24 protein-coding genes are annotated in these 21,134 nt (G+C 54.7%); 23 read left to right on the top strand and 1 reads right to left on the bottom strand.

Features of this window, described 5'->3' with window-relative positions:
• Window positions 1-85: 85 nt before the first annotated feature.
• From ABVF61_RS05310 to ABVF61_RS05290, 5 genes are all read left to right on the top strand, one after another.
• On the top strand, window positions 86-640 hold the full coding sequence (locus tag ABVF61_RS05310; protein ID WP_353992476.1) for a hypothetical protein: 555 nt from the start codon (window positions 86-88) through the stop codon (window positions 638-640).
• Window positions 641-1,398: 758 nt separating this feature from the next.
• Window positions 1,399-1,962, top strand: coding sequence for a hypothetical protein (locus ABVF61_RS05305; protein ID WP_353992475.1), 564 nt, complete (start codon window positions 1,399-1,401; stop codon window positions 1,960-1,962).
• Between the two features lie 265 nt (window positions 1,963-2,227).
• A complete protein-coding gene (locus tag ABVF61_RS05300) occupies window positions 2,228-2,725 on the top strand; it encodes a hypothetical protein (protein ID WP_353992474.1) in 498 nt (165 codons plus the stop codon).
• A gap of 29 nt (window positions 2,726-2,754) precedes the next feature.
• Complete coding sequence (locus tag ABVF61_RS05295; protein ID WP_353992473.1) at window positions 2,755-3,693, top strand: hypothetical protein; 939 nt, start codon at window positions 2,755-2,757, stop codon at window positions 3,691-3,693.
• Window positions 3,694-3,884: 191 nt separating this feature from the next.
• The gene (locus ABVF61_RS05290) at window positions 3,885-4,376 is read left to right on the top strand and encodes a hypothetical protein (RefSeq protein WP_353992472.1); all 492 of its coding nucleotides are present in this window, start codon (window positions 3,885-3,887) and stop codon (window positions 4,374-4,376) included.
• 215 nt (window positions 4,377-4,591) lie between these two features.
• Here the strand turns inward: ABVF61_RS05290 and ABVF61_RS05285 are convergent, their stop codons facing one another.
• On the bottom strand, window positions 4,592-5,578 hold the full coding sequence (locus ABVF61_RS05285) for a metallophosphoesterase (RefSeq protein WP_353992471.1): 987 nt from the start codon (window positions 5,576-5,578) through the stop codon (window positions 4,592-4,594).
• 337 nt (window positions 5,579-5,915) lie between these two features.
• Here ABVF61_RS05285 and ABVF61_RS05280 point away from each other — a divergent pair, with 337 nt between their 5' ends.
• The 18 genes from ABVF61_RS05280 to ABVF61_RS05195 all read left to right on the top strand — a co-directional run bounded on the left by ABVF61_RS05280 (window position 5,916) and on the right by ABVF61_RS05195 (window position 21,104).
• Window positions 5,916-6,950, top strand: a complete 1,035-nt coding sequence (locus ABVF61_RS05280; RefSeq protein WP_353992470.1) for a hypothetical protein — start codon at window positions 5,916-5,918, stop codon at window positions 6,948-6,950.
• A 329-nt stretch (window positions 6,951-7,279) separates the two neighbouring features.
• The gene (locus tag ABVF61_RS05275; RefSeq protein ID WP_353992469.1) at window positions 7,280-7,750 is read left to right on the top strand and encodes a hypothetical protein; all 471 of its coding nucleotides are present in this window, start codon (window positions 7,280-7,282) and stop codon (window positions 7,748-7,750) included.
• Window positions 7,747-7,890 (top strand): hypothetical protein, encoded by a 144-nt coding sequence (locus tag ABVF61_RS05270; RefSeq protein ID WP_353992468.1) that lies wholly within the window; start codon window positions 7,747-7,749, stop codon window positions 7,888-7,890. Before ABVF61_RS05275 ends, ABVF61_RS05270 begins: the two co-directional genes overlap by 4 nt.
• Window positions 7,891-7,941: 51 nt before the next feature.
• Entirely contained in the window at window positions 7,942-8,415 is a 474-nt protein-coding gene (locus ABVF61_RS05265) for a hypothetical protein (protein WP_353992467.1), read from the top strand.
• On the top strand, window positions 8,412-8,942 hold the full coding sequence (locus ABVF61_RS05260) for a hypothetical protein (protein WP_353992466.1): 531 nt from the start codon (window positions 8,412-8,414) through the stop codon (window positions 8,940-8,942). The genes ABVF61_RS05265 and ABVF61_RS05260 overlap by 4 nt, the downstream gene beginning before the upstream one ends.
• A 47-nt stretch (window positions 8,943-8,989) precedes the next feature.
• Window positions 8,990-9,346: a hypothetical protein gene (locus ABVF61_RS05255; protein ID WP_353992465.1), complete on the top strand. Its 357-nt coding sequence runs from the start codon at window positions 8,990-8,992 to the stop codon at window positions 9,344-9,346.
• A 699-nt stretch (window positions 9,347-10,045) separates the two neighbouring features.
• Window positions 10,046-11,572 carry a hypothetical protein gene (locus ABVF61_RS05250; RefSeq protein ID WP_353992464.1) on the top strand — a complete coding sequence of 509 codons (1,527 nt, stop codon included), beginning with the start codon at window positions 10,046-10,048 and terminating at the stop codon, window positions 11,570-11,572.
• A gap of 1 nt (window position 11,573) precedes the next feature.
• The gene (locus tag ABVF61_RS05245) at window positions 11,574-11,900 is read left to right on the top strand and encodes a hypothetical protein (protein WP_353992463.1); all 327 of its coding nucleotides are present in this window, start codon (window positions 11,574-11,576) and stop codon (window positions 11,898-11,900) included.
• A gap of 19 nt (window positions 11,901-11,919) precedes the next feature.
• Window positions 11,920-12,507 (top strand): phage connector family protein, encoded by a 588-nt coding sequence (locus ABVF61_RS05240; RefSeq protein WP_353992462.1) that lies wholly within the window; start codon window positions 11,920-11,922, stop codon window positions 12,505-12,507.
• An 8-nt stretch (window positions 12,508-12,515) separates the two neighbouring features.
• Window positions 12,516-14,936 (top strand): phage tail protein, encoded by a 2,421-nt coding sequence (locus ABVF61_RS05235; RefSeq protein ID WP_353992461.1) that lies wholly within the window; start codon window positions 12,516-12,518, stop codon window positions 14,934-14,936.
• Between the two features lies 1 nt (window position 14,937).
• The gene (locus ABVF61_RS05230) at window positions 14,938-15,435 is read left to right on the top strand and encodes a virion core protein, T7 gp14 family (protein WP_353992460.1); all 498 of its coding nucleotides are present in this window, start codon (window positions 14,938-14,940) and stop codon (window positions 15,433-15,435) included.
• A gap of 54 nt (window positions 15,436-15,489) precedes the next feature.
• Window positions 15,490-17,049 (top strand): hypothetical protein, encoded by a 1,560-nt coding sequence (locus tag ABVF61_RS05225; RefSeq protein WP_353992459.1) that lies wholly within the window; start codon window positions 15,490-15,492, stop codon window positions 17,047-17,049.
• 135 nt (window positions 17,050-17,184) lie between these two features.
• The gene (locus tag ABVF61_RS05220) at window positions 17,185-18,618 is read left to right on the top strand and encodes a hypothetical protein (protein WP_353992458.1); all 1,434 of its coding nucleotides are present in this window, start codon (window positions 17,185-17,187) and stop codon (window positions 18,616-18,618) included.
• Between the two features lie 2 nt (window positions 18,619-18,620).
• The gene (locus ABVF61_RS05215) at window positions 18,621-19,142 is read left to right on the top strand and encodes a hypothetical protein (RefSeq protein WP_353992457.1); all 522 of its coding nucleotides are present in this window, start codon (window positions 18,621-18,623) and stop codon (window positions 19,140-19,142) included.
• Window positions 19,143-19,314: 172 nt separating this feature from the next.
• Window positions 19,315-20,217, top strand: a complete 903-nt coding sequence (locus tag ABVF61_RS05210) for a glycoside hydrolase family protein (protein WP_353992456.1) — start codon at window positions 19,315-19,317, stop codon at window positions 20,215-20,217.
• Complete coding sequence (locus ABVF61_RS05205; RefSeq protein ID WP_353992455.1) at window positions 20,217-20,603, top strand: hypothetical protein; 387 nt, start codon at window positions 20,217-20,219, stop codon at window positions 20,601-20,603. Before ABVF61_RS05210 ends, ABVF61_RS05205 begins: the two co-directional genes overlap by 1 nt.
• An 11-nt stretch (window positions 20,604-20,614) precedes the next feature.
• Window positions 20,615-20,797: a hypothetical protein gene (locus ABVF61_RS05200; RefSeq protein WP_353992454.1), complete on the top strand. Its 183-nt coding sequence runs from the start codon at window positions 20,615-20,617 to the stop codon at window positions 20,795-20,797.
• Between the two features lies 1 nt (window position 20,798).
• Window positions 20,799-21,104, top strand: coding sequence for a hypothetical protein (locus tag ABVF61_RS05195; RefSeq protein WP_353992453.1), 306 nt, complete (start codon window positions 20,799-20,801; stop codon window positions 21,102-21,104).
• Window positions 21,105-21,134 lie beyond the last annotated feature (30 nt).

The following is a 21,134-nucleotide window of genomic DNA, read 5'->3' as shown; positions in this document are numbered from 1 at the left end:
ACAGCCAGTGCAATTTGGGGTTGCTTTTAAAGCTAATGCGTGGAACATTTCATGAACATAGTTGCCTTACTCGAAGTGAGCTGAGATGAAAAATCCCAATCTTGTAAAAATCGCGTTGGTCTTATCCGTTTTGTGGATCGGCACAGGTGCAACCGATCAGAGCACCGAGTATGCACAGTCCTTTTGTCCAACGCACGAAGAATGGGCTTCCACACTTAAGGGGGACTCAAAACAGCTGTTCTGGTTGTTTGCCAAACGTGCATTTACGACGTCATTAATGGAAAGGATCGTCGACGATTCTGTTCCCGACTCCATCGACGAAGAGATGACCCGACTTTTCTGGCTTGCTGGCATTCATTCCATCCGGATAACAGAGCCAGATCAGCATCTTAAAGGCCTTACTTTGCTGCTGCACGGGAAATCAGCAGTAACCAACTTCTATGATAAAACCGTCCTGGAAGAAATAGGGTCCTGTATCTCAGGTACAACAAAAACGGATTGTGCGGAGATGGCATTTGGAAAAGGCTATATCTCGGGCTTGGAAGCAGTGGTGAGTCACGAATACGTTTCAAAACTCTTCAATGATTATCGTATTTATTGTAAATTACCACTGGACAGTAGTCAGGAGGACGTGAATTAGGCAGTCATATCAGGTCGGAAAAGACAGAGTTTTACAGCAGGGCGGTTGAGCTTGGTATAAAGTCGCTGTCAGCTCGAAAACCGATCTCTGAAAAGGTCGGCTCGCCGTCTAATTGGCTTTGAATTTTGAACCGGTGAAACGAAACGATCCAAGTCTTCCACATAAGCCTTGAGTGATCTCCCGGACCGGTCCGATGTACAATCAGGGGCGGGCGTCAGCAGGTTGTCGATCCGGTGGTGGTGAAACTGCTCACCTTCGTTCACGACAGTAATTTGCCGAAGATAGTCTGTCAGGGCTCCGCGGCGTACCAGGCGGCGCCAATCCGTTCAACAACAACAGCATCGATCTCAAGCAGCAGGCTGAGATGTTGGACCGTAATGCTGTCACGGCAAAACGGATGATTCTGGCAGCTGGCCGGGATCCTGAACTTTTCGGCCTTTCTTGACGTGACAGCCACTGTCTTGGCCGGTTGCAACTGACAGGCTCGTCACAAGACACAGAGATCACGGGAAGGAAATGTTGGTGCAATTGGGGGATGTCGAGAATGCAATTTTCAGTTGATTTACGAACAAATGGTGAACATAGTCACCCCGATGAGAAAACGCTGCATTGTGTTTTTGAATTGAAATTATTGACGACGAAAAGGGGGGCTTGAAATGACCCAAACTAGGCCAATGGGTCTATTGTCTAAATTTGCCGCAGTGATCTGTGTTTCGTTAGGGGCGGGCGTATCAACGGCAAATGCATGTCTTGAAAATATGGATTTCGTCAAAACGACCACGACCCTCATGGGGAATGCGGAATATGGTGCCGCCTACGAATACACCGTTGAGAATCTTGATGTTTGCCCGGCACAGGCAAGTTTTTTTGCAGCTCAGATAGTCATCGAAGGGCACAAGGACGATCCCGTTTGCGAAGCCGTTTCCATGCTGGAAGAGGCCTTTCACTTCAACAATGAAAGAAATTGGGTGGCAGTCCTTCGGGAAGCCAACGAAAATTCGATCCTTCAGTTGTTGAATTGGGCGTATGTGGAGCGTTACGTGGAGCTTTCGATGATCGAAGGCAATGCCTATTCAGTGAAGCTGTTTCTTCGCGCAAATCAGGAAAGGTTCAAAAACGTTCTTGATGCGACAAATGATGGTGATTTTTCGCACAGGAGGCTGAAACAGTTGCTGACCTATGCCGAATATCTTCAAGTCGATTTGAAAGAATTTCCCGAACTCCTGAAACTGACAGGTGAAGACTTCGTGCGAGACGGCTATTTGATCAAAAACTGTTGGCCGAAAAAACTTATCTGCGACGCAAGATTGAGGTGGGAATGACTCATTCCGCAGGCCCATGTGATTGGGAACCCGCGCTGCATCGGTCGGTCCTGTCAAAACTGCAACCGACAAAGAGCCCGCAGTTCAGGTTGGCGATGTAGCAAAGTTGGATCTGAATATCCCGGGCATTGCTAGCGAAGCAACTTGTCCGAAGTGTGTGGGTGATTTCGCGATCGGCCGAAGCAAAGTAGTTTGGAACCTCGAACTACTCACAGTGTTTTTGTTGTTCTGAGACCAGTTTCCGTCATCGAATTGGGAGAGCGCCATGTTGCTTAAAGACATGTTCAAGACAGGTTATCTCGCTATGTCAGTGCTGTTTGCCGCAACACTATGTGTTCAGGCTTCTGAAGATGACGACTTGCAACACTGCCCGACAAAGAGAGAGTGGGCTTCAACGATCGATCCGGAAAACAGAGCCTTTTTTCAGATGTTTTCCGAAGCCGCAATCAGCGCCCATGGTCCGGATGGATACCAAAGCCAGGGATTGGTTGCGGTCGACCTTCTGTATTCGCTGATGACACACGCCTACCAGGACACACCGGTCTACAGAGATGTCTATGCCGAATTGTTCAAGGATATGAGCAAAGAATCTTGGACGCGTGAGCGCTTCGGGGAGGCTGCATTGCTTGAAATCTCGCAGTGTATGTCTGGAAATCAGCATATCGATTGCGCTCAAATGGCGCTCGAAAAAGGCTATTTGAAACCGCTTAACGACCTGTTCAACGAACCAAGTTTCAACGAAGCGCTTCAATTCCTTAAATAAGCCTGCCGAGAAAACAAGGACGAGATCAAATGAGTGAAAAGAGGCACCTCACCAGTGGTGAAATAGCGCTCTTGACCGAGATTTTCGGAGAACGTGATTATTTCCGACAAACGACGATTGAACGCGGAAACTGGTATATGCATCCTGGTTTTGGAATGGTGAGTAATAATAATATCAAAGTTGGGAGGTCAGCTTATTCGGATGACTTCAGCAAGTCCGATCCGGCATGGTTCGTCCACGAGGGGGCACACCTTGTCCAGGAGCAGACATTTGGCAGACATCTGTTGTTGTCAAAGGGCGCGGGCAAAGCCAGGTCGTTTTTTGGAAATGACTACCAGTATGAGGATGACGTTCGAAAGGGTATTCCATTCGAAAAAATGTCAATCGAAGCCCAGGCTTCTATGATTGCTGACTACTACCAAGCTGTAAAGGGAAAGTCAGGGCGATACGTGAGTTTGCCTGCTGAAGTTTATCAGAGCATCATCCCGGAAAGTTACGTACCGTCCTTCGGGCGTTCACGCAAACATATTTCGGGACAAAGCTCGACATTTACGAGTGCAAAGAGACCTGAGCGTGAACGTAACAGTAGCGATGAGGAACCGGTTGAAGGTTTGTTCCGGCGAGTGCCTCACCCACAGCCAAAGCCAGAACTTCGCGAGCTGCCCGCAATCCCGCTTTCAAATAAGCCACTAATACCCGGCGCGCAGAAAATTCTGCCTCCATCATTTGAGTTGGAAGGCTTAGAGACGAAAAGGGCACGAAAACCAGCACCTGAGCCTCGCAGAAAACCAACCCGAAACAAGACCGATCTCAGAACCAGAAGTGCTGTTCCAGCCAATCCCTTTGACTTGGGACGCCCAGATCTGCAGCTGCAGGCAGAGATGTTGGACCGCAATCCGATGCGCGCCCGGCAGATGATCCTGGCTGCAGGGCGGGATCCGGAGCTTTTTGGATTCTCGCAAAAGTAGTTATCAGTCAACAACGACTTGCTCGTCCGTTGACAACAGAATTTTTCAAACACTGCGAGACGACTCAAACACAACGCAATCAATTTTTGGTTGTGTATTTCGAATGCCTATGAGAACATATGCAGAACAATGCTGAAGTGCTGAATTGAGGAAGCATGTCGAGAAAATTGGCGGTTACAGGTTGTCTTGCAATGGCACTGTTGTCGAGCGTTGCGGCAGGCGTTCAAGGTAAAGAAGACTACGACCGGACGCATTGTCCGAAAGAAAGTGAGTGGGCTTCTACGATTGATCCAGAAAACAGACCTTTTTTTCTGGAGTTTTCAAAAACTGCAATTTGGGCCCATGGCCCGGATGTGACCTCAAACGAAGGCGTAGGTGAGATCGATCGACTTTTTTCGTTTCTCACACATGCCTATCACGACATACCAGAATACAGGAACGAGATTTCCAGTCTGTTTGAGTTAATGAGCAAAGAACCTGGGCCACGAGAGCGTTTCGGCGAGACCGCATTGCTTGAAATTGCGCAGTGCATGGAGCGAGGCTCGCAGGTTGATTGCGCTCAGATGGCTCTTGAAAAAGGATACGTGAAACCGCTTGAAGACCTCATCAACGAGCCAAGCTTCAACGAAACACTTCAGTTCCTTAAAGAAGCCTGCCGGGAAAACAAGGACGAGATCAAGTGAGTGAAAAGGTCACGCAAACCAACCCGAAACAAGACCGATCTCAGAACCAGAGGTGTTGTTCCCACCAATCCTTTTGACTTGGGCCACCCAGATTTGCAGCTGCAGGCAGAGTTGTTGGAGCGCAACCCATTGCGCGCCCGGCAGATGATCCTGGCGGCCGGGCGGGATCCGGAGCTTTTTGAGTTCAGATAACACTTGGTGTCCTATCAATTGCTTTAGGCATCGATTTCGGATCTGTGGAGCGGAGGCGACTTGGAACCGGCCCCTGGTGCCAAATGAACCAGGGTGATTTCGGGCGGAACGCCAAAGCGTACCGGCATGATGGAACAGCCAAGTCCGCCTGAAACGATCATATGCTTCCGAGCATGGGTCCCTGTTTGACCCGGGGAACCGGACGCATCGAATGTGATGTGACCGTAATTGTGCTTTTTGCCGAGCGTTGTTCCGCTGACTGGCTGGTATCCGAAAAAGTTGATTTGTCCGCCATGTGTGTGCCCGCAAACGGTGAGGCTGATGCTTTCCGGTACTTTTCGAAAGATCTTGGGTTCGTGCGCCATGAGCAAGACGGGTGACCGGTCGTTTACCTGCGCCAGCGTGCCTTGCAGATCATCCTTGCCTTGCCAGCGCTTTCGCCCGGCTTTCCTGTTCGGAACAAGCGCAAGCTGATCGTCGAGCCCGGCTAGCCAGAATGCGTGTCCGTCTTTTCGGATCTTTACGGCGCGGTTCTGATAAAGGGAGATCCCGGCATCCAGCAGCGCCTTGCCGGCGATGGGCGGCCCTTTTCCGGTGAGCTGTGCTGTGCGGTCCTCCCACCAGTCATGATTGCCGAGAACTGCGTGGATGCCGAGCGGAGCATTGAAACCGGTGAGGACGCGGGCCCAATCCTTTGACGGGATCGAGCCGGTTCGAAATCTGTGTCCAGCGACATAGTCGCCCAGCATCAGCACAATATCCGGTTTGAGGGCGTTGGTGCGTTCAACAATAAACTGGAGCCGCTCCAGTCCCATCCAGGGATCACAGACATGAGGGTCCGCGATGAGCGCCGCCTTGAGTTCCAGTTCTTCCGGCCAGCGAGGCGGTGTGAGCGCATAGCGCTTCACATGCAATCGGAAGGGTTCAACCCCGACCGCATAGGCCGGCAGGCTGGCCGCGCCAAGAATGGTGGCTCCGAGACCCCGGATGAAATTTCGTCTCGTAATCATCAGCGGTAAGCATTCCTCAGGCTGGGCAACGCGCGTTGAATACCCGCAATCAAAGCGAGATTTGTTGCAGAAACCTTGCAGAAATTTTTTGTTTTCCGCGGAAATCGCGCCGTCTTGAGGCAATAGCGGCGCTGTTCTGGACGCGCTGATCCTCTGAATACGGTTACAGACCGATAGGGCGCGAGTTCCGAGCCCTTGCGAATTCCGCCCGTTGGCCGTCTGGCGCTCGGGCGGCTGCCGCGGCCCGTGTTGCGGCACTCTCATTCGGACAATCAGGTCCGTGTTTCCGGTGTGAGATCGCCGGATGTTTATCCAAAAATTGAAGACAGGATAGTCAATGACGTCACAGATTTCTGACATCGTGCAGCCGCGTGTTTTCACGCCTTACATGGCCGAAAACAAGCCCGCCAAGCTGGTCATGCTGGAAAAGTCCGGGATTCTTGCAGCGCCCGCACCCGACATCGCCAAACGCTTCAAGGCAGGCGGAAACCAGATCGAGGTGCCTTACTGGGAGGACCTTGACGATACCGAACCGACCGTGATCGATGACAGCGACAACAAGATCGCCGTCAGCAAGATTACGGCCAGCGACATGAAAGCCTACAAGCACCGCCTGGCGAAGAAATACGGTGCGAAGACTGTCGCCAGCTACGCAGCGACCGGGCGCGGCGACAGCGCCATGAACCGGGTTGCAGAGCGCATCAGCGCCTATTGGGGAAGGCGCAAGGAGGAGCGTATCATCGCGACTGCGGAGGGGGTGATCGCCGATAATGTGGCCAATGGCGGCGATATGGTCTTTTCGGTCTATTCCGATATCGCATCTCCGACGGCTGCGAACAGGATCAGCTACCAGGCCATCAACAAGGCCCGTTTGACGATGGGCGAGAACCTTGACGACCTGCGTGTGATCGCGATGCACAGTTATGTCTACGGCACGCTTTTGGACGATGAAAAGATTGAATTCAAGAAACCGTCCGAAGCGCCATTCGAGGTTCCCTACTATGCCGGCATGATGGTGTTGCATTCCGAAAGAATGCCGGTGACTACGGGCACAAACACCAACGAATATTCCTGTTTCCTGTTTGCGCCCGGCGCTTTCATGCATATTGACGAAGTGCCGAACCGGGAAACAATCTATGGCAACGAGGGCACTGAGATCACCCGTGACCCGGATATCGGGGATGGCGGCGGTGCCGACTATCTGACCACCCGCCGGTTCGAGATGATCCATCCGGCGGGCATGGATTTTACCGGCACATCCCTCGCCAAGTCTCAGGGCGCGACACTTGCCGAGTTGCGGAATGCGGCCAACTGGAACCGGAAATACACCCGGAACAACGTGAAGCTGGCCTGCCTCAAGGTAAATATCTGATCGCGTATCTGAAGCGGTTCCTCCCCGGTCTCGGGGAGGACCAATCCACGCGGAAAACGCTCAACTGCAATTTCGTATAACCTTATGATTAAATGATGTTTTTCAGAGGTTCTTGTCTGAAATGGTGTTTCAGACATTTTCGTCTGATGGACGCTTCGTCAAAACGGGGCTAAAGCAGGCCTCATCACGGTAGATTGGGAAAGTGCGGCCAGGATCGCACGACACAGGAGAGCAGCACTTTCTGAGCTGCGCGAGCGACTGTGCGCGCACTGGTTGCAATTAAGAACAATTCGTGAACATATTGCGGCGGCAAGACAGGAATGGTTCTGATGGCAGACTTTGAAGATATCACCGGCTGGCGGGGAGAGCTGGAGGCGTTTGAGGCGACCGAGGAGGGGCGAGAGTTCTATGGAAGATACGGAATGGGAGCCCCTAAGCTGACTTTTGAGCAGGAGGTGCGTTATGCGGAAGAACTGTTCCGGCATGACGAGATCCACGAAGCACTGAAAAAATCAGCCAAATTCGTCAAATATCTGGATGACAATCCCGACTTCGGTCAGGACGACGAGGGCTTTTGGGATTTGTGTCCGGTCGAGGATAACCGGAAGGTTGAAGCCTTCAAGCGCTGGTATGCAATGAAGCAGAACATTGCTCTAGGCTGGTCGACATTTAGCGCAGGCGATAGGTTGGCCATCGACGTGGTGAATGGGGATCTCGCCTCGCTACGCTCTCCAGAAGCAGAACAGCTTGTGAAAGAGAGGTTTTCGCGGTTTGTTGCATTTCCGCAGGAGGTGCAATGATGGAAAAAGTGTTCATCATCGACGCCTCGCAAATCCTCACGATCATGCGGCGGTCAGGAGTGGATGTCTTGGCCGCGCTTCTCGGGCGGGGTGACTACTTCTTTTTCAGCGACGATTTTACCTTGTGTGTTGGGACTTGAGGTTCAGAACAATTCATGAACATTTTTGCGTAGAAAATACGGAACAGAGCTATGGCAGACTTTGAAGATATCACCGGCTGGCAGGATGAGCTGGAAGCGTTTGAGGAAAGCGAAGAAGGTAAAGCCTATTTCCGGCAACATCTATATGACAGCGAAAGGCGACTTCCATTCGACGTTATTCTGGAACTTGCCGGACTGATGCTGAAGCACAAGGAGCTTCGAGACGCGGTCAGGCAGAGAGCGGAGTTTCGGGCTTTTCTGAAGACCCGTCCGGATCTGACTAACGACGATGACGAGTTCTGGGAAAAGAACCCGCTGGATGCGTCTGAAAAGCTTGAAGAATTTATGGCCTGGTATGGGTCGAAAACGCGTGTTCCCTTCCGAGATTTTCCGCTCTCCAAGGCGGAGGAACTGGCGATCGCCGTTGTCGCGGGCGATTTGGTATCACTCGATTATGCGGAAGCAAAGGTTTTCGCGGAAAAGACCTTCTACCCACATTTCATCTACCGGGAGGATGGTGAATGACGCAGAAGGTGATCATCCTTGATGTTGCCAAGATCGACATCATCGTCAATCGAACGGGCCTAGCCGGGCTGGAAGCGATTGTCCGTCGCGGTGATCTTTTCATGTTTAGTGCCGACGCCCGTACGGAGTTTAAAAACGGGGCCTGGTATCAAAACCCGAAAAACGCGGACCTCTTCGAAGCCTGGTATGAGCAGCAAGACAAGTCTGGACGCCTCGTCAAACCCGACCGGCTGACCAGAGCCGACCGGAAAAAATACGACCCGAACAACAGGCGATTGACGAAAAAGGGCGGCCATGAGCTTTGGGACATGAGTGCCCGCAAGTTCATGGCCGAGAACCCGCACTACGACTTCGAGGTTATTTCCGGTGAGAAGGATTTCTATAAGAACGAAATCCGTGGCACGCGCGATCCGGAGACGGGAAAGCGTCGGAAGATCGTCAACACGCCATTCAGATACACGTCGTTGAAAAAGCTTATGGGAGAACTGGTTGTCGATCCTGACCTAGATTTGTCAAAAGCACATTAAGAGAACAATTGCGAGCTTGAGGCCAGTTCACCCGAAGGAATGTAACTATGAAAGAGATACCTCGAGGGAAAGATCTGGAAGATCTGATCATTGAATACGCGCAGATTGTCGCCAGGGACGAGCGGCTCTGCAAATTAATGCTACGCCGGAACGAGATTGCACATGACGACCCGATGGCGGCGCGGGACATACAGGCCGTTCTGAATTGGGAAAGCTATGATTACAGCAAGAAAATCGGTTTCGAAGGAACACCATATGGTCCAGTTATCGGACCGTTGAAGCTCGCGCAGCACGTTGTTCTGTCAATGCTGAAGGGAGAAATCAAAGATCTGACTTCTGACGAGGCGCGGCAGTACATTCGGCGAAAACTTCAAGACAGTCCATCGTTCTACGGAGTTGGGTAATTGGAGACGATCGTATTGGATTGGAGTGCCTTGTCGCAGGTCGTGCAACAGGGTCAAACCGGGGCGCTGGAGCAGGCATTGCGGTCAACTGGTGCGAAATTCGCTGTGACAAATTATGGCAAGGGCGACATACCTGACGAATTCGAGGCTGATTTCGAAGCGCTTAAGAAACGGCTGAATATTCAGGCAATTACAATCGAGGCGGATTTCACCAAAGACTCAAAAGAAAATAGGCGATTGGGTGTTGTGTTTGATGAAAATGGTCGACCGCGGCAGAAACAATTGGCTGATGCTGCAATAAGGTGGCTTCAAAGCGAGAGAAAGCTATTTTCCGAAGGCGGTTATCGTTTGCTGTCCAACGACCGTGGGTTGATCGATGATATCGAAAGGCTTGCGCCAGCTTCCACATATCAAACCAATCTTGACCTTCTGGGTAGAGCAGTTTTGAAAGGGGACCTTACCGCAAGCCGTTACAGGTCGTTTCTAAATGACTTCACGCTTCCCGACGGCACTATCCGAGGAATTAGTCCTCAAATCAGCGACATTTTACGCCTTGATGATGAAATGCTAGCATCTATCGAGACTGCTCAGTCCGGAGGAATACAACTCCCGGAACACTTCAAAACCGTTAGACTTCGCGAAATTTCCCGACACTTTGTTAAGCTGCTTCGAGGCGGGGCGCCCGTCGCTGTTCTCGGGTTGGCGATCCCCCCGGTATTTTCGGCGGTCAGGGCGCGCGCTGAAGAGCGGAACATTCCGTTTGATCAGGCGGCGCGTGAATTGGGTCTTGAGTTCGGCGAAGAAGAATTCAAGGACCTTGCGGCAGAAGCCGGTATCGACCTTGCCATAACCCTCACGCCGATCGGGCCGCTGAAGAAAGCCTGGGATGTTTTGGGCAATATCGACGACATCGTGTCGCTGATGCAGCTTTACGGTGAGGCCTATCCGGACAACGAAGTGATCCAGCAGATGGCGGCGCTCGCCGATGATGTGGCGGGCTCCGCAGCGCTGGCTGCCTATGTGGAAGGACGCGATGCCCTGACCGGGGCCGTTGGCGGCGCCATCGACTGGGTGTTCGGCAGTACGGAGAGCCAGGAAGAAGCCGCTGAAGCCATCGGCAAGGTGCGTGGTGCGATCCGCGATGGCGGCGAAGAGCTGGGTGAAGCGGTCGTCAATGGCATGACGCCGGAGGAAATCGCCAAACTGCTGATCAGGCAAGCCGGAAAGAGCGCGCCCGTGCCGCTGGCCGCGCCGGACCTCCGCAATCCGGACCTGTCGCCCGGGCGCGCCCTGGAAGGCGAAGCGCCGCTGTCGAATGTCGACCGGTTTCCCGGGTCGGATGAGATCCTGCCGCCGTCCCTGTTGCCTGAGCCTCGCGCCGGGGCGGGCCAAGAGGTGCGGGCACCGGTGGAGCGGGCCGCGGAGCCGGGAGAAGACCGGTTTGCGCGCAAAACCTCCTATGACACGTATCGCAAGCTGGGGCGCACGCCGGAAGAACAGCAGGAGGCGCTTGAGCATTACGAGGACCTGCGCCGGGAAAGCTACATCGACACGGGCAACATTCACATGGCGGAGGTACTGGCGGGCGAGCTGTTCAAGCTGAGATGGGATCGCTCGGCCTTTGCCACCGACGACGGCACGGTGATGAAATACCCGGTTGAAAAGGCTTATATCGACCCTGAGAAGGACGGTCACGGCTATGTGCGCGCGGATGTGGAAGCCTTGCTGGCGTCAGAAGGGATCCGGGCGCGCAAATGGTATCTGGAGCCGAACGGCAAGACGGGGAGGGACCTGGCCTGGGGGAGCATGGACCGGGACGGCTATGGCCCGCGCATGACACTGAGCTATGACGATGAAGCGGGCAGGCGGCATGTGCTGACGGAGGCTTTCCAGGCGCATGTGAACGGTGCACGTCAACGCCAGCAGGCTGCCCGGGAGAAGGCCGACCGGGAACTGGCCAAGGCCTATGGCCTGGAGTGGCCGGACACCAGTGGCCTGAACCCGTTCGAAGCGGCCAGAAAACAGCTTATGCACGCGGCGAGGCTGCCAAACCCCGACCAGCTGATGGCCGGCAACAGGGCAGAAGAGCCGGACCACAAACCGGTGCCGAAACCCAAGCCGCGGTTGGAGCCGCCGGATATAACGCGAAGTCGAGATTTGCCTGAAGACACTGACAATCATCCGGGCGGCGCAAGCCGCCCTTTTTCTTTGCCTAAAGGACACTGACATGGACGAGATCATCATGCGCCGATTGCGGCATCTGCAATGGCTGGAAGACAACCACGAACAGAGTTTCCAGAAACGGCCGGCAGAAAACACCGAGCAAGCCGACAGAAAGCGGGAAGAGCTTACGAACGTCGTGTCGGCTGCCTGGCACCGAAATCGCGTAAGGCCGCAAGGGCGCGCATTGCCGAGAGACTGGCGCAAGGAGCATTGGAAAACGCTTCAGGCGATGGCTTTGGACTACGCAGGCGTTGGCGCAGCGAGCAAGGCGGAGGCAATCAACGCCCTGGAAGCCTACGAAGCCGATCTGACACCACCTCCAGCCGCCTAACGCAACAGGGGTATGTTTCATGTCCGGTACCGTTCACACAGCCGTGGAAATGGCAAACCTTGCGCTCGCGCATCTCAAAGAAGCGCCGATCCGCGATTTCGATTACACATCCGTTGCCTCGCGTTGGTTCAAAAACCATTACGACGCACACCGGGACGCCTATCTCGCACAACATGACTGGGATTTCGCGACAGAGCTTGTCAATCTGCCGGCTGATACCGTCGCACCTGCCTTCCGGTTCGCCTACCAGTATCAAAAGCCTTCCGACTGTCTGCGTCTTCCTCAGCAGACCGTGGACGGAAAGCCTGACGGGCAGATCATTCCCCATGAGGTCGCCGGTCAGAAAATCCTGTCGGACAAACCGGCGCCATTTCCGCTTCGCTACATCAAGAGAGTGACGCGGGAAACCGAATTCCCACCGCTTTTCGTGCACGGGTTTTCGCTGTTCCTTGCCGCGAGCTGCGCTCATGTCATCACCGGCAAGAACAGCCGGGCCGAAGCCTTGCGCCAGGCTGCGCTGGAAACCCTCGAACAGGCTGCGCGCCAAGACGCCACTCAAGGTACGCCGCTGCCCATGATTGACCTGGATATTGTTACGGACCGATGAGCTATCACTTGCAGGCTACGTTTAGCCGGGGCGAACTCGACCCCGAGCTGATCTATCGCACCGATCTTGAATTCTTCCGTTCCTCGCTTGCCGAGTGCCGGAATTTCATAACGCTCAAACGCGGCGGCCTGCGCCGAAGAGGCGGCACCAAATTCGTTGCCGAGCTGAAAGACAGTTCCGACGGTGGCTGGTTGATCCCCTTCGAGTTCGGCAACTGGCAGTACTACATGCTTGAATTCGGGGAAAACTACTTTCGCGTTTTCACCGAGAGCGGGCGCGTTGGCGACGTGGAAGTCGCCACCCCCTACAGCACGTCTGTTCTCCCCGAGCTCAAATTCGTCCAGTCCACGGACACGCTTTTCATCGCCGGGGGCGGAGTCGCGCCACAGGCTCTGAAACGGCTCGGGGAGACCGAATGGAGCATCGCGCCAATGGTGTTCGAAGACGGGCCGTTTCTCGACGTGAATATTGCACCGACCAACCTGACACCTGCGGATACGGGCAACCCCGTGCCTCGCATGACGTCGAACAGCGCCCCAAGCGGGGCGGTTGTGTCCTCAAACAGTTCGGCGTCTGCCTATCAGGTCTTCAACCGGGCAGCCGGACGCGTCGTTCTCTCCGCAGGGTCGTCTGGATGGGTGCGATATCAGTTCCCGTCGGCCGTGGTCATAGATGCCTACATGCTGCAGGCACCGAGCGATAACAGCCAGAATGACGATATGCCATGGCAGTGGAATATCGAAGGTTCCAATGACGGCGCCAACTGGACGATCCTCGATACGCAGGATGGCCAGGACACCTGGGCGTCCAGCGAATGGCGTGAGTATGCGTTCCACAACGAGACCGCCTTTGTCTTCTACCGGTTGAATTTCACGCAAGGGGGAGGGTCCACGTCGAACAATTCGGCGATTGGCCAGCTTGTCTTTCACCAGTCGGGTGAGACGCAAACTCCGTTCGAGCTGACGGCGTCCGATACCATCGGCATCAATGGCGGGGACGGATTTCAAGCGTCCGACACGGGAAGGCACATCCGCTTGCGCGGATCGGACGGGTTCTGGCGCTGGCTCAAGATCGCGAGTGTCTTGTCGTCAACCGTCGTAACGGCTCAGGTGTTCGGGCAGACACTCCCCAACACTGTATCCCAAAGCATCTGGCGCCTTGGGGCCTGGTCGGAAACAACAGGCTGGCCGGAAACGGTCGGCTGGCACAAAAACCGGCTTGCCTTTGCCGGTACACGGGCCGAGCCGCAAAAGGTCTGGGAGAGCCAGACGGAAGACTTCAACAATTTTTCCGTTTCGCATGTTCTACAAGCGTCAGATGCGGTGACGGCGGGTATCCTGTCGGGCCAGGTGAACCGAATTCAGTGGCTGGTCGACGACAATGATCTGATCATCGGAACGACGCGCGCCGTACGCTCACTCGGCAAAGCGACGGCTCAAGACCCCTATGGTCCGGAGAATGTGGATCAGAGCCCGGAGACAAACTTTGGAGCCAACCGGATTTCGCCGATCAAGGTGGGATCGGTTTTGCTTTACTTCGGCCCCTATGGCACCGACATGCGCGAGATGGCCTACGATCTCAGTGCTGACGGCCGGATCTCGCAGTCTGTCAGTGAAGTGCAGTCGCATCTTTTCCGGAACGGGCTGTCCGGCGCCTGCTATCAGCAATACCCCGACAGCATCATCTGGGCCTGGGACACGAAAGGTTCCGCCATCGGGTTTACCTACGAGCGGCAGCAGCAGGTTTACGGAATGCACCGGCACGATTTCGGCGGTGTCGTCGAATGCATGGCCGACCTTACCGGGACGGGATCAGACACCGTGTGGATGATCGTCCAGCGGGAAATAAACGGCATGGTCCGGCGCTACATCGAGATCATGCAAAGCCCGTTTTTGGGGGGCGCAATTGAAGATGCCTGGCATCTTGATTGCGCGGCGCTTTACAGCGGGGTGCCGGTCAACTCCGTTTCCGGGCTTGACTACCTTGAGGGATCGTCCGTGATCCTGTTTGCGGACGGGACAGACTATCAGGCGCAGGTGGTTGGCGGTGTCGCCAGCCTTCCGAACGACCGGACCGCCGGCAAGATACTCGTCGGCCTTGACGTGAAGGCCCGTGCGACGACGTTGCCGTTCCCCGTGAATGCGCAAGATGGCGCTTCGCTCGGCCGGAAGATGTGCGTCGACGACTGCAAGACGGCTGTCTTTGAGACCGGAACGCTGCGTGCCGGGTCGGATGCGACCTACATGGACGAGCTGATCTATTACGAGGCCGGCGATGCTTATGGCGAGCCGGCCCCGCTGCGGAGCGGCGTTCTCGACCAGGCTATCGAAACCCGGTGGGAAGATGGCGGGCAACTTGCCCTGGAAGCCTCCGGTGGTAAGCCTTGCACCGTTCTTGCGGTCAATTTCGGACAGGATATGGAGCCCTAAAATGTGTCACCCAGCAGTGATTGCAGCTGTTTCCGTTGTCGGATCGCTTGCCGGAAGCGCCGTGCAAGCGCAGGGCATCCGCCAACAGGCGGACGCCCAGGCGAAAGCCGAAGAGCGGCGCGCCGAATTGGCGGAAAGACAAAAGGAAGTCAGTCAGACGCAAGGGTCGTTTGAGCGCAAGCGAACGCTTGAAAGTTACCAGCGGATCATGGGTTTCAACCGGGCTGCCGGTGCTGAACGAGGTCTTTCGGAGACCGGATCCCTGAGTGATGTCGCCGACGACAACGCCTATGAAACGGCGCAGAACATCGAAGCCATTCGCTACCGGACCGAAGGGCAGCGCGACAACCTGAGCTTTCAGGCAAATACGGCCCGCGAACGAGCGACCTCGCACCGTAAAGCCGGACGGATTGGCGCCTTCGGGGCGCTTCTCGACGGCGCAACAAGTGCTCTGACAACGCTCGGCGACAGTGCTTACCGGCACTTTTCCGGAAAGTGACGCGTTGGCGCATAACCGGCATCACCTCTTACCAAGCAACATTTTGGAATTCAGATGGCACGATTGCAGAAATTCAGCGGTAGCCAGACGCTGCCGGGCGTTGGTACACCGCAAGTAATCGCCGATACCGCGGTCGGATCCGCGACGGCAACTCTCGGCACTCAAATCAGCCGCTCGGCAAAAGACATCGAAGACCTTTCAGCAGTGGCGAACAGGTTTCATGCTGAGCGGAAAGACACTTTGGAACGAGATGAAGCAAAGGCTCGTTCAGATGATCTGACGCTGAGAAGCGAGATATATTCCGCCAAGAAAGCGGCTGAGAGGCATCAGTACGACGTACTGATGAGACTGCCTTCAGCGCAGGACTCCGCAGATCCGGCCAGGCCGGAGAGTGCGCAGATCAGCGAAGCCTTGCTGGAGTTCATGTCGGACAACAAGTCCAGGGTTTTCGCGGATCTGCCGGAGGCGCAGAAAGAGATTTTCGATGCGGAAACAGCGCGCGGGGAGGAGCAGCTTCGCTATGGTATCGCGGCGACGGAAGCAGATCTCAGCAAATCGAACTACCTGAATGGCGTGCGGGAGTCCGTGGAACGGGCCTCGGATCTGGTCGGACAGTTCCCAGACAGTATCGACGAAGCACTGGAGCAGCATCGGAATCTGGTTGAGATAACGCCCTTGCCGCGTGGATTGAAGCGGCAAGCCTTGCGAGACGGCCAGGAAAAGCTGCTTGAGAACTGGATCAGCAGTTTGCCTTTAAACGACCAGATCGAAGGACTGACGCGTTTGGTTGAACGCGGCGGCGGAAGCGGGGAACCCGGGTATGATGAGGATGCAGGCACTAGATCCGCAAACCGGGGCGCATCTCAATTTATGGAACGGGCTTACCAGCTGTCCTCTCAAAGCCGAAACAGGCTGCTTGCCGATGCATTGAGAAAAAAGGCGCAAAAATCTTCTCTTGAAGCGCAGACGCTGGTGGAACGTATGTCGTCTGCCGAAGAACCGTTCGATCCCGAAGAGATCACGCGTTCGGCCAATCTGGACACGCACACGAAGCTGCAACTGCTCAACGAATACCGTGCGGCGCTTGATGATCGCTCCGGCAAGCTTTCAGCCATCGAATGGTCATTGAGCAGCGAACCGGGAGACGGGCTGGGGCACAATGATCAGGCCAAAGCTGATCTGGCATATTCTCACCTTGTTAGCGGCGAAGACGATCCAGGCACACTTGCGCTGGGTGTGCTGCGCACCAAAGGCATCTTGCCGCGGCGGTTTGAAAATGCACTTGTCAGAAACCTGCAAAGCCCGCATTCGAATGAAGTCGTCAGGGCAGTTGAATTTCTATCCGCGTTCGAACGCTCAGGCAGCGGGCCTGCCGTGCCGGCAGATGCTGGAGATCGGCTCAGAGCAGCAACCTTGAAATCAAATGTGCTGCAATCCCGCTTTGGTCTAGAACCGGTGGAAACCGCAGAGCTACTGGCCCGGTCGAACCAACGGCAAACTCGCGACGAGCGGCAAGTAGACTTCGGCAAGCGGTACGCACGCCAGATCCGCGAGACTACCAGTCACAATCCCGCAACAGATCGGCTCATAGCAAGCACGTTTGGGAAAGTGTGAAAACACGCAGAGCGATGCTTATAGGCGTTGGTTGGTTCCTCAAGAATCCAGGGAGTGAATTCAATCATTGCACGCGATCGAGGCGCACTGAGTGCTTTCGATTGGCTTTAGCATTCACGAACCACGAGACCTAAAATGACTGTATCCATATTGACAAACACCCGGGCTCAGATTTTGGGCGACGGAGTGACGGATCGCATCGATTTGAACTTTCAGTTCGTCGATGAAAACGACCTTAGGGTTATCCATACCGATACGGGCGGAACCGACACGGAATGGAGTTTCCAGCAATCGCCTGGCAACTGGTCTTTCACGGGGGGGAATTTTTCACCAGGAACGGTGTATTTTTCGGCTGCTGATCTGCAAACTGGCGAACGACTGACCGTGATCTTGACCAGTCGATACGGCCAGCCACTTTCCCTCGATGGGGGCGAGATCGATCCCGCAGTGCTTGAACGCGGCATGGACAGAACCACGCTGCAAGTTCAGTCGATCGCTGGCGAGGTAAACCGGTCTTTGAGAATCTCTCCAAGTCTTGCCGGTTCGCTCCCGGATCTGGAAGTGCCCGATCTTCCCGATGGCTACGGTTTTGTCAGAAGTGGCGATAAACTTGTACCGGTGCTGATCGACGGCGAACAAATCACCGCTTACACCGCTTCAGCGTTGGCTGCGCGTGATGCAGCTCAGGTTGCTGAAGCGAACGCGGAAGCCGCTGAAGACAAAGCGGAAACCGCTCAAGCGGCCGCCGAAACAGCACAGGCGGCAGCGGAGGCAGCAGCAGGGACACTCACCGATGCGTATGTTTCTGCCACCCAGAATACAATCGTGAATTCAGACACTCAGTGGAACGACGGACTTCGAGCCAGGTTCGGAGACGCGGGTAACATGAATCTGTTCCATGATGGCTTTAACTCTTACCTTGACCATCGAGACACTGGTGGCCTGCTTTTTCGCAATCTACTGAACGGTGCGAATACCGGCTTTATCGGTACTAATTCCAGTGGTGTGCAGCAGAATTGTATCGTCATTCAGGATGGACAGTACGTACGCGCTTTTTTCGGCGGCGGTGAAAGACTACGAACAATCAATACTGGTATCGAAATCCGCGGCATTGACAATCAAATCGCTGGTTTCTTCGGCAAAGACGCGAACAACGACACCTTTGTGTCACTGCGCGATCATACGAACGGCGTAAGTCGTCCCATCCTTTGGGATGACAGCGCAGGCAAAATGCGAGTCATGGATGTGAATAATATATTCCATGATATGCTTAGCGTTGGTCAGAACCAAGTTTGGCAAAATATGACCGTAGATCGCATGACCGGCGTGGCTTACCAAAACACGTCTGGCCGGCCAATCCAGCTTTATCTGACTTTGACCGGCTCTGGGTCACAGATTTCCACGGCGCTTCACTCGTTTCAAGTGTCTGAAGATGGGCTGGTATGGTCTCCTGTTTTTCGTTGCTCAGGAGGCATCAATGGTGGCGGTGGTTTTGCCATAGTCATACCGTCGGGGCACTACTACCGCTTGAATACTGGTACCGCAATCGTTTGGCAGGAGCTTAGATAGTTATGGAGTATGGATTTTTTCACCCAACAAACGGCTATTGGCAAACAACGGGCTACCCTTCGGAGGAGTATTTAAATCGATATCCGGTCGGCTGGATCCAGGTGCCTCTCCAACCGAGTGCCGATCATGTCTATGACCCGGAGAATAAGGTTTGGCAGCATAATCCGGCGGCACCGACAAAAGAGGACGTCCGTGCGGAGCGCGACCGGCGTCTCGCGCTGGGTTTCGAATACAACTTTGCAGACGCCCGTGGTGTTCACACCTTTGCGATGACCGAAACCGATATAAGCGGTTGGGACGAGGTTACCAAAGGCGCGCAGGCGGCCATCAACCTCGGCCGTCATGGCGATCCGTTCAACATCGTTACGGAAACCGGTGCCACGACCGTAACTGCCCACGAATGGCAGCAGATCCTTGTCGCCTTGACCGCAATCCGCCAGGCCATTTGGCAGGCGAGTTTTGCGTTGCAGGCAATGGGAGCGATTCCATTCGATTATGCTGATAACAGCTACTGGCCAACCTAAACAATCAATTCCTTGGACCGCACTCACTGCTCCCTCATTCACAAGCAGCTTTAGGCTGACAGGTAGTAACTTGGCTGCACTTAGGTGCACGATCGAGGGGCTCTAAAATCTCAAAAAAATGATCCAGACACACCGCCCCTGAGGCGGTTTTTTTGTATCTGAAAGGATCTTCATGAAGACCAGCCACACTGGCATAGACTTCATCGAGGCACATGAAGGATTTGTGTCGCGCGCTTACCTTGATCCCGTCGGCGTCTTGACGATTGGAACGGGCTTCACCAATCGAAGCAGTCAATTCCGCAAATTATGGGGCCGGAAACTCAAATCCGGTGACACGATCACTCGCTCTCAAAATCAACGGATTTTGAGAGCGGCGCTCGATGAAGAATATGAGCCGCCGGTGGAAGCAGGGATGCCAAGGGATGCCACGCAGCATGAATTCGACGCTGCCGTTTCGGCCACTTTCAACCTTGGCGGTAAGTTCATGTCGTGGAAGGCGGCGCAGCTCTGGAAGGCTGACCGCCGAGAAGAGGCGGCGGCGCATTGGGCTAAAAATTACAACAGAGCCGGTGGACGGAAACTGCCAGGTCTTGTCCGGCGCCGGAAAGAGGAAGCACACCTTTTCCTGACGGGAGTTTACGCCGGTGTCGGTGAGGGGAAGCAGCGCAAGGAGAGTGCTTCCCGGCCTGCGGAGCCGGATCCGGTTGTCAAGGAAGCCCAGGAGAGTTTGAAGCACTTCGGCTTCGATCCTGGCATCATTGACGGCTGGATGGGCAGAAAAACCAAAGCCGCAGTTCTGGCCTATCAGAAGACGCACCCGCATCTGGCCAATGACGGGATCATTGGACCTGCGACCATCGCCCAACTTCGTAGAGACGGGATTGCGGTTCGCGATGCTGCGCAGAAGGGCGGGGGGCTCTCTGTGGTGTCGGGTATCGGAGCGGCTGCTGCTGGCTTTCCCTGGCTCGAGGTTTCCGCGTTTGTCACCATTCTGGCAGCCATCTATTTTGCCTGGCGCTATCGGGATGTCATTCAGCGCCGCCTCAACAAGCTGTTTGGCCGCGAGGTGGCGTGATGTGGGGCAAAATTGCATCCCTGTTCCTGGGGGGCCCGTTCTCTCGGATCTTCGACAGTGTTGACCACTATGTGAGTAACGACACCAAGCGCCAGGATATCCGCGCCAACGCGGTAAATCGCTATGCGGAGACCGCAGCTGAAGAACGGGCGGACGCTCGCAGATATAGGGTCTTCTGGGCAATCTGGTGCCTGTTCTCCGGGTCGGTCGGGCTTTGGTTTTTCGCAATCACTATCGACACGAATTTTGATTTCTCATGGTCGGTGGCGGACTACCCGCCATCGGTGAAGCCGTATGTCGACACCATTGTTGCCTCAATCTTCGGATCGGGCGGTCTCGTCGCGACGGCGCAAGCACTCTCAAGCGCAATCCGGGGGCGGCGTTGAACAAGCAAGACATGATTACAGCACCAGTCGCGCTGACAGCGCTCAGCTGGTCGCAGGTGCATAAGGTGGTGGAGTGGATAGCCGGCGAAGCACAGCTCGTTTTGCCGGTTCTGGGCGCAATCTGGCTGATCGTTCAGATCCTCGCAAAAGTTCACAGTACCTGGATCAAACCATTCAACAGGAAGGATAAATAGTATGCCCGCTGAATTGGAAGTGACGTTTGCCCCTGTTTCGGGCCGATCGTCAAATGGCTCCGCGATGCCTGCTTTTGATGGCAGTGCAACCGCTTCTGAAACAATGGTCATAGCTGCAACACCGTCCAACATAATGGCAGGTACGCAGGATTTTGCCCGCCTTGTGAATTCCGGCGACACAGCGCTTTACGTTGCCCTGGGCAAAAGTCCAAACGCTGCAGCAACCCCTCGCTGGTTCCTGGGCGTTGGTCAGTCTCTGGTCTTGAGCTGTGGTGAAGGTGGAAAAGTTGCGTTTGTCTCGAAGTAAGGCTCGCCGCTCGATTTGAATAGGATGTTT

Source organism: Roseibium sp. HPY-6 (genome assembly GCF_040530035.1).
Classification (GTDB): domain Bacteria; phylum Pseudomonadota; class Alphaproteobacteria; order Rhizobiales; family Stappiaceae; genus Roseibium.
This window is presented reverse-complemented; position numbering and strand designations above follow the sequence as displayed.

What these genes read in the sequence shown, in the direction of transcription:
- ABVF61_RS05310 (WP_353992476.1), top strand. Translation starts at nt 86, where the DNA reads ATGAAAAATCCCAATCTTGTAAAAATCGCGTTGGTCTTATCCGTTTTG.
- ABVF61_RS05305 (WP_353992475.1), top strand. Translation starts at nt 1,399, where the DNA reads ATGGATTTCGTCAAAACGACCACGACCCTCATGGGGAATGCGGAATAT.
- ABVF61_RS05300 (WP_353992474.1), top strand. Translation starts at nt 2,228, where the DNA reads ATGTTGCTTAAAGACATGTTCAAGACAGGTTATCTCGCTATGTCAGTG.
- ABVF61_RS05295 (WP_353992473.1), top strand. Translation starts at nt 2,755, where the DNA reads ATGAGTGAAAAGAGGCACCTCACCAGTGGTGAAATAGCGCTCTTGACC.
- ABVF61_RS05290 (WP_353992472.1), top strand. Translation starts at nt 3,885, where the DNA reads ATGGCACTGTTGTCGAGCGTTGCGGCAGGCGTTCAAGGTAAAGAAGAC.
- ABVF61_RS05285 (WP_353992471.1), bottom strand. Translation starts at nt 5,578, where the DNA reads ATGATTACGAGACGAAATTTCATCCGGGGTCTCGGAGCCACCATTCTT.
- ABVF61_RS05280 (WP_353992470.1), top strand. Translation starts at nt 5,916, where the DNA reads ATGACGTCACAGATTTCTGACATCGTGCAGCCGCGTGTTTTCACGCCT.
- ABVF61_RS05275 (WP_353992469.1), top strand. Translation starts at nt 7,280, where the DNA reads ATGGCAGACTTTGAAGATATCACCGGCTGGCGGGGAGAGCTGGAGGCG.
- ABVF61_RS05270 (WP_353992468.1), top strand. Translation starts at nt 7,747, where the DNA reads ATGATGGAAAAAGTGTTCATCATCGACGCCTCGCAAATCCTCACGATC.
- ABVF61_RS05265 (WP_353992467.1), top strand. Translation starts at nt 7,942, where the DNA reads ATGGCAGACTTTGAAGATATCACCGGCTGGCAGGATGAGCTGGAAGCG.
- ABVF61_RS05260 (WP_353992466.1), top strand. Translation starts at nt 8,412, where the DNA reads ATGACGCAGAAGGTGATCATCCTTGATGTTGCCAAGATCGACATCATC.
- ABVF61_RS05255 (WP_353992465.1), top strand. Translation starts at nt 8,990, where the DNA reads ATGAAAGAGATACCTCGAGGGAAAGATCTGGAAGATCTGATCATTGAA.
- ABVF61_RS05245 (WP_353992463.1), top strand. Translation starts at nt 11,574, where the DNA reads ATGGACGAGATCATCATGCGCCGATTGCGGCATCTGCAATGGCTGGAA.
- ABVF61_RS05240 (WP_353992462.1), top strand. Translation starts at nt 11,920, where the DNA reads ATGTCCGGTACCGTTCACACAGCCGTGGAAATGGCAAACCTTGCGCTC.
- ABVF61_RS05230 (WP_353992460.1), top strand. Translation starts at nt 14,938, where the DNA reads ATGTGTCACCCAGCAGTGATTGCAGCTGTTTCCGTTGTCGGATCGCTT.
- ABVF61_RS05225 (WP_353992459.1), top strand. Translation starts at nt 15,490, where the DNA reads ATGGCACGATTGCAGAAATTCAGCGGTAGCCAGACGCTGCCGGGCGTT.
- ABVF61_RS05220 (WP_353992458.1), top strand. Translation starts at nt 17,185, where the DNA reads ATGACTGTATCCATATTGACAAACACCCGGGCTCAGATTTTGGGCGAC.
- ABVF61_RS05215 (WP_353992457.1), top strand. Translation starts at nt 18,621, where the DNA reads ATGGAGTATGGATTTTTTCACCCAACAAACGGCTATTGGCAAACAACG.
- ABVF61_RS05210 (WP_353992456.1), top strand. Translation starts at nt 19,315, where the DNA reads ATGAAGACCAGCCACACTGGCATAGACTTCATCGAGGCACATGAAGGA.
- ABVF61_RS05205 (WP_353992455.1), top strand. Translation starts at nt 20,217, where the DNA reads ATGTGGGGCAAAATTGCATCCCTGTTCCTGGGGGGCCCGTTCTCTCGG.
- ABVF61_RS05200 (WP_353992454.1), top strand. Translation starts at nt 20,615, where the DNA reads ATGATTACAGCACCAGTCGCGCTGACAGCGCTCAGCTGGTCGCAGGTG.
- ABVF61_RS05195 (WP_353992453.1), top strand. Translation starts at nt 20,799, where the DNA reads ATGCCCGCTGAATTGGAAGTGACGTTTGCCCCTGTTTCGGGCCGATCG.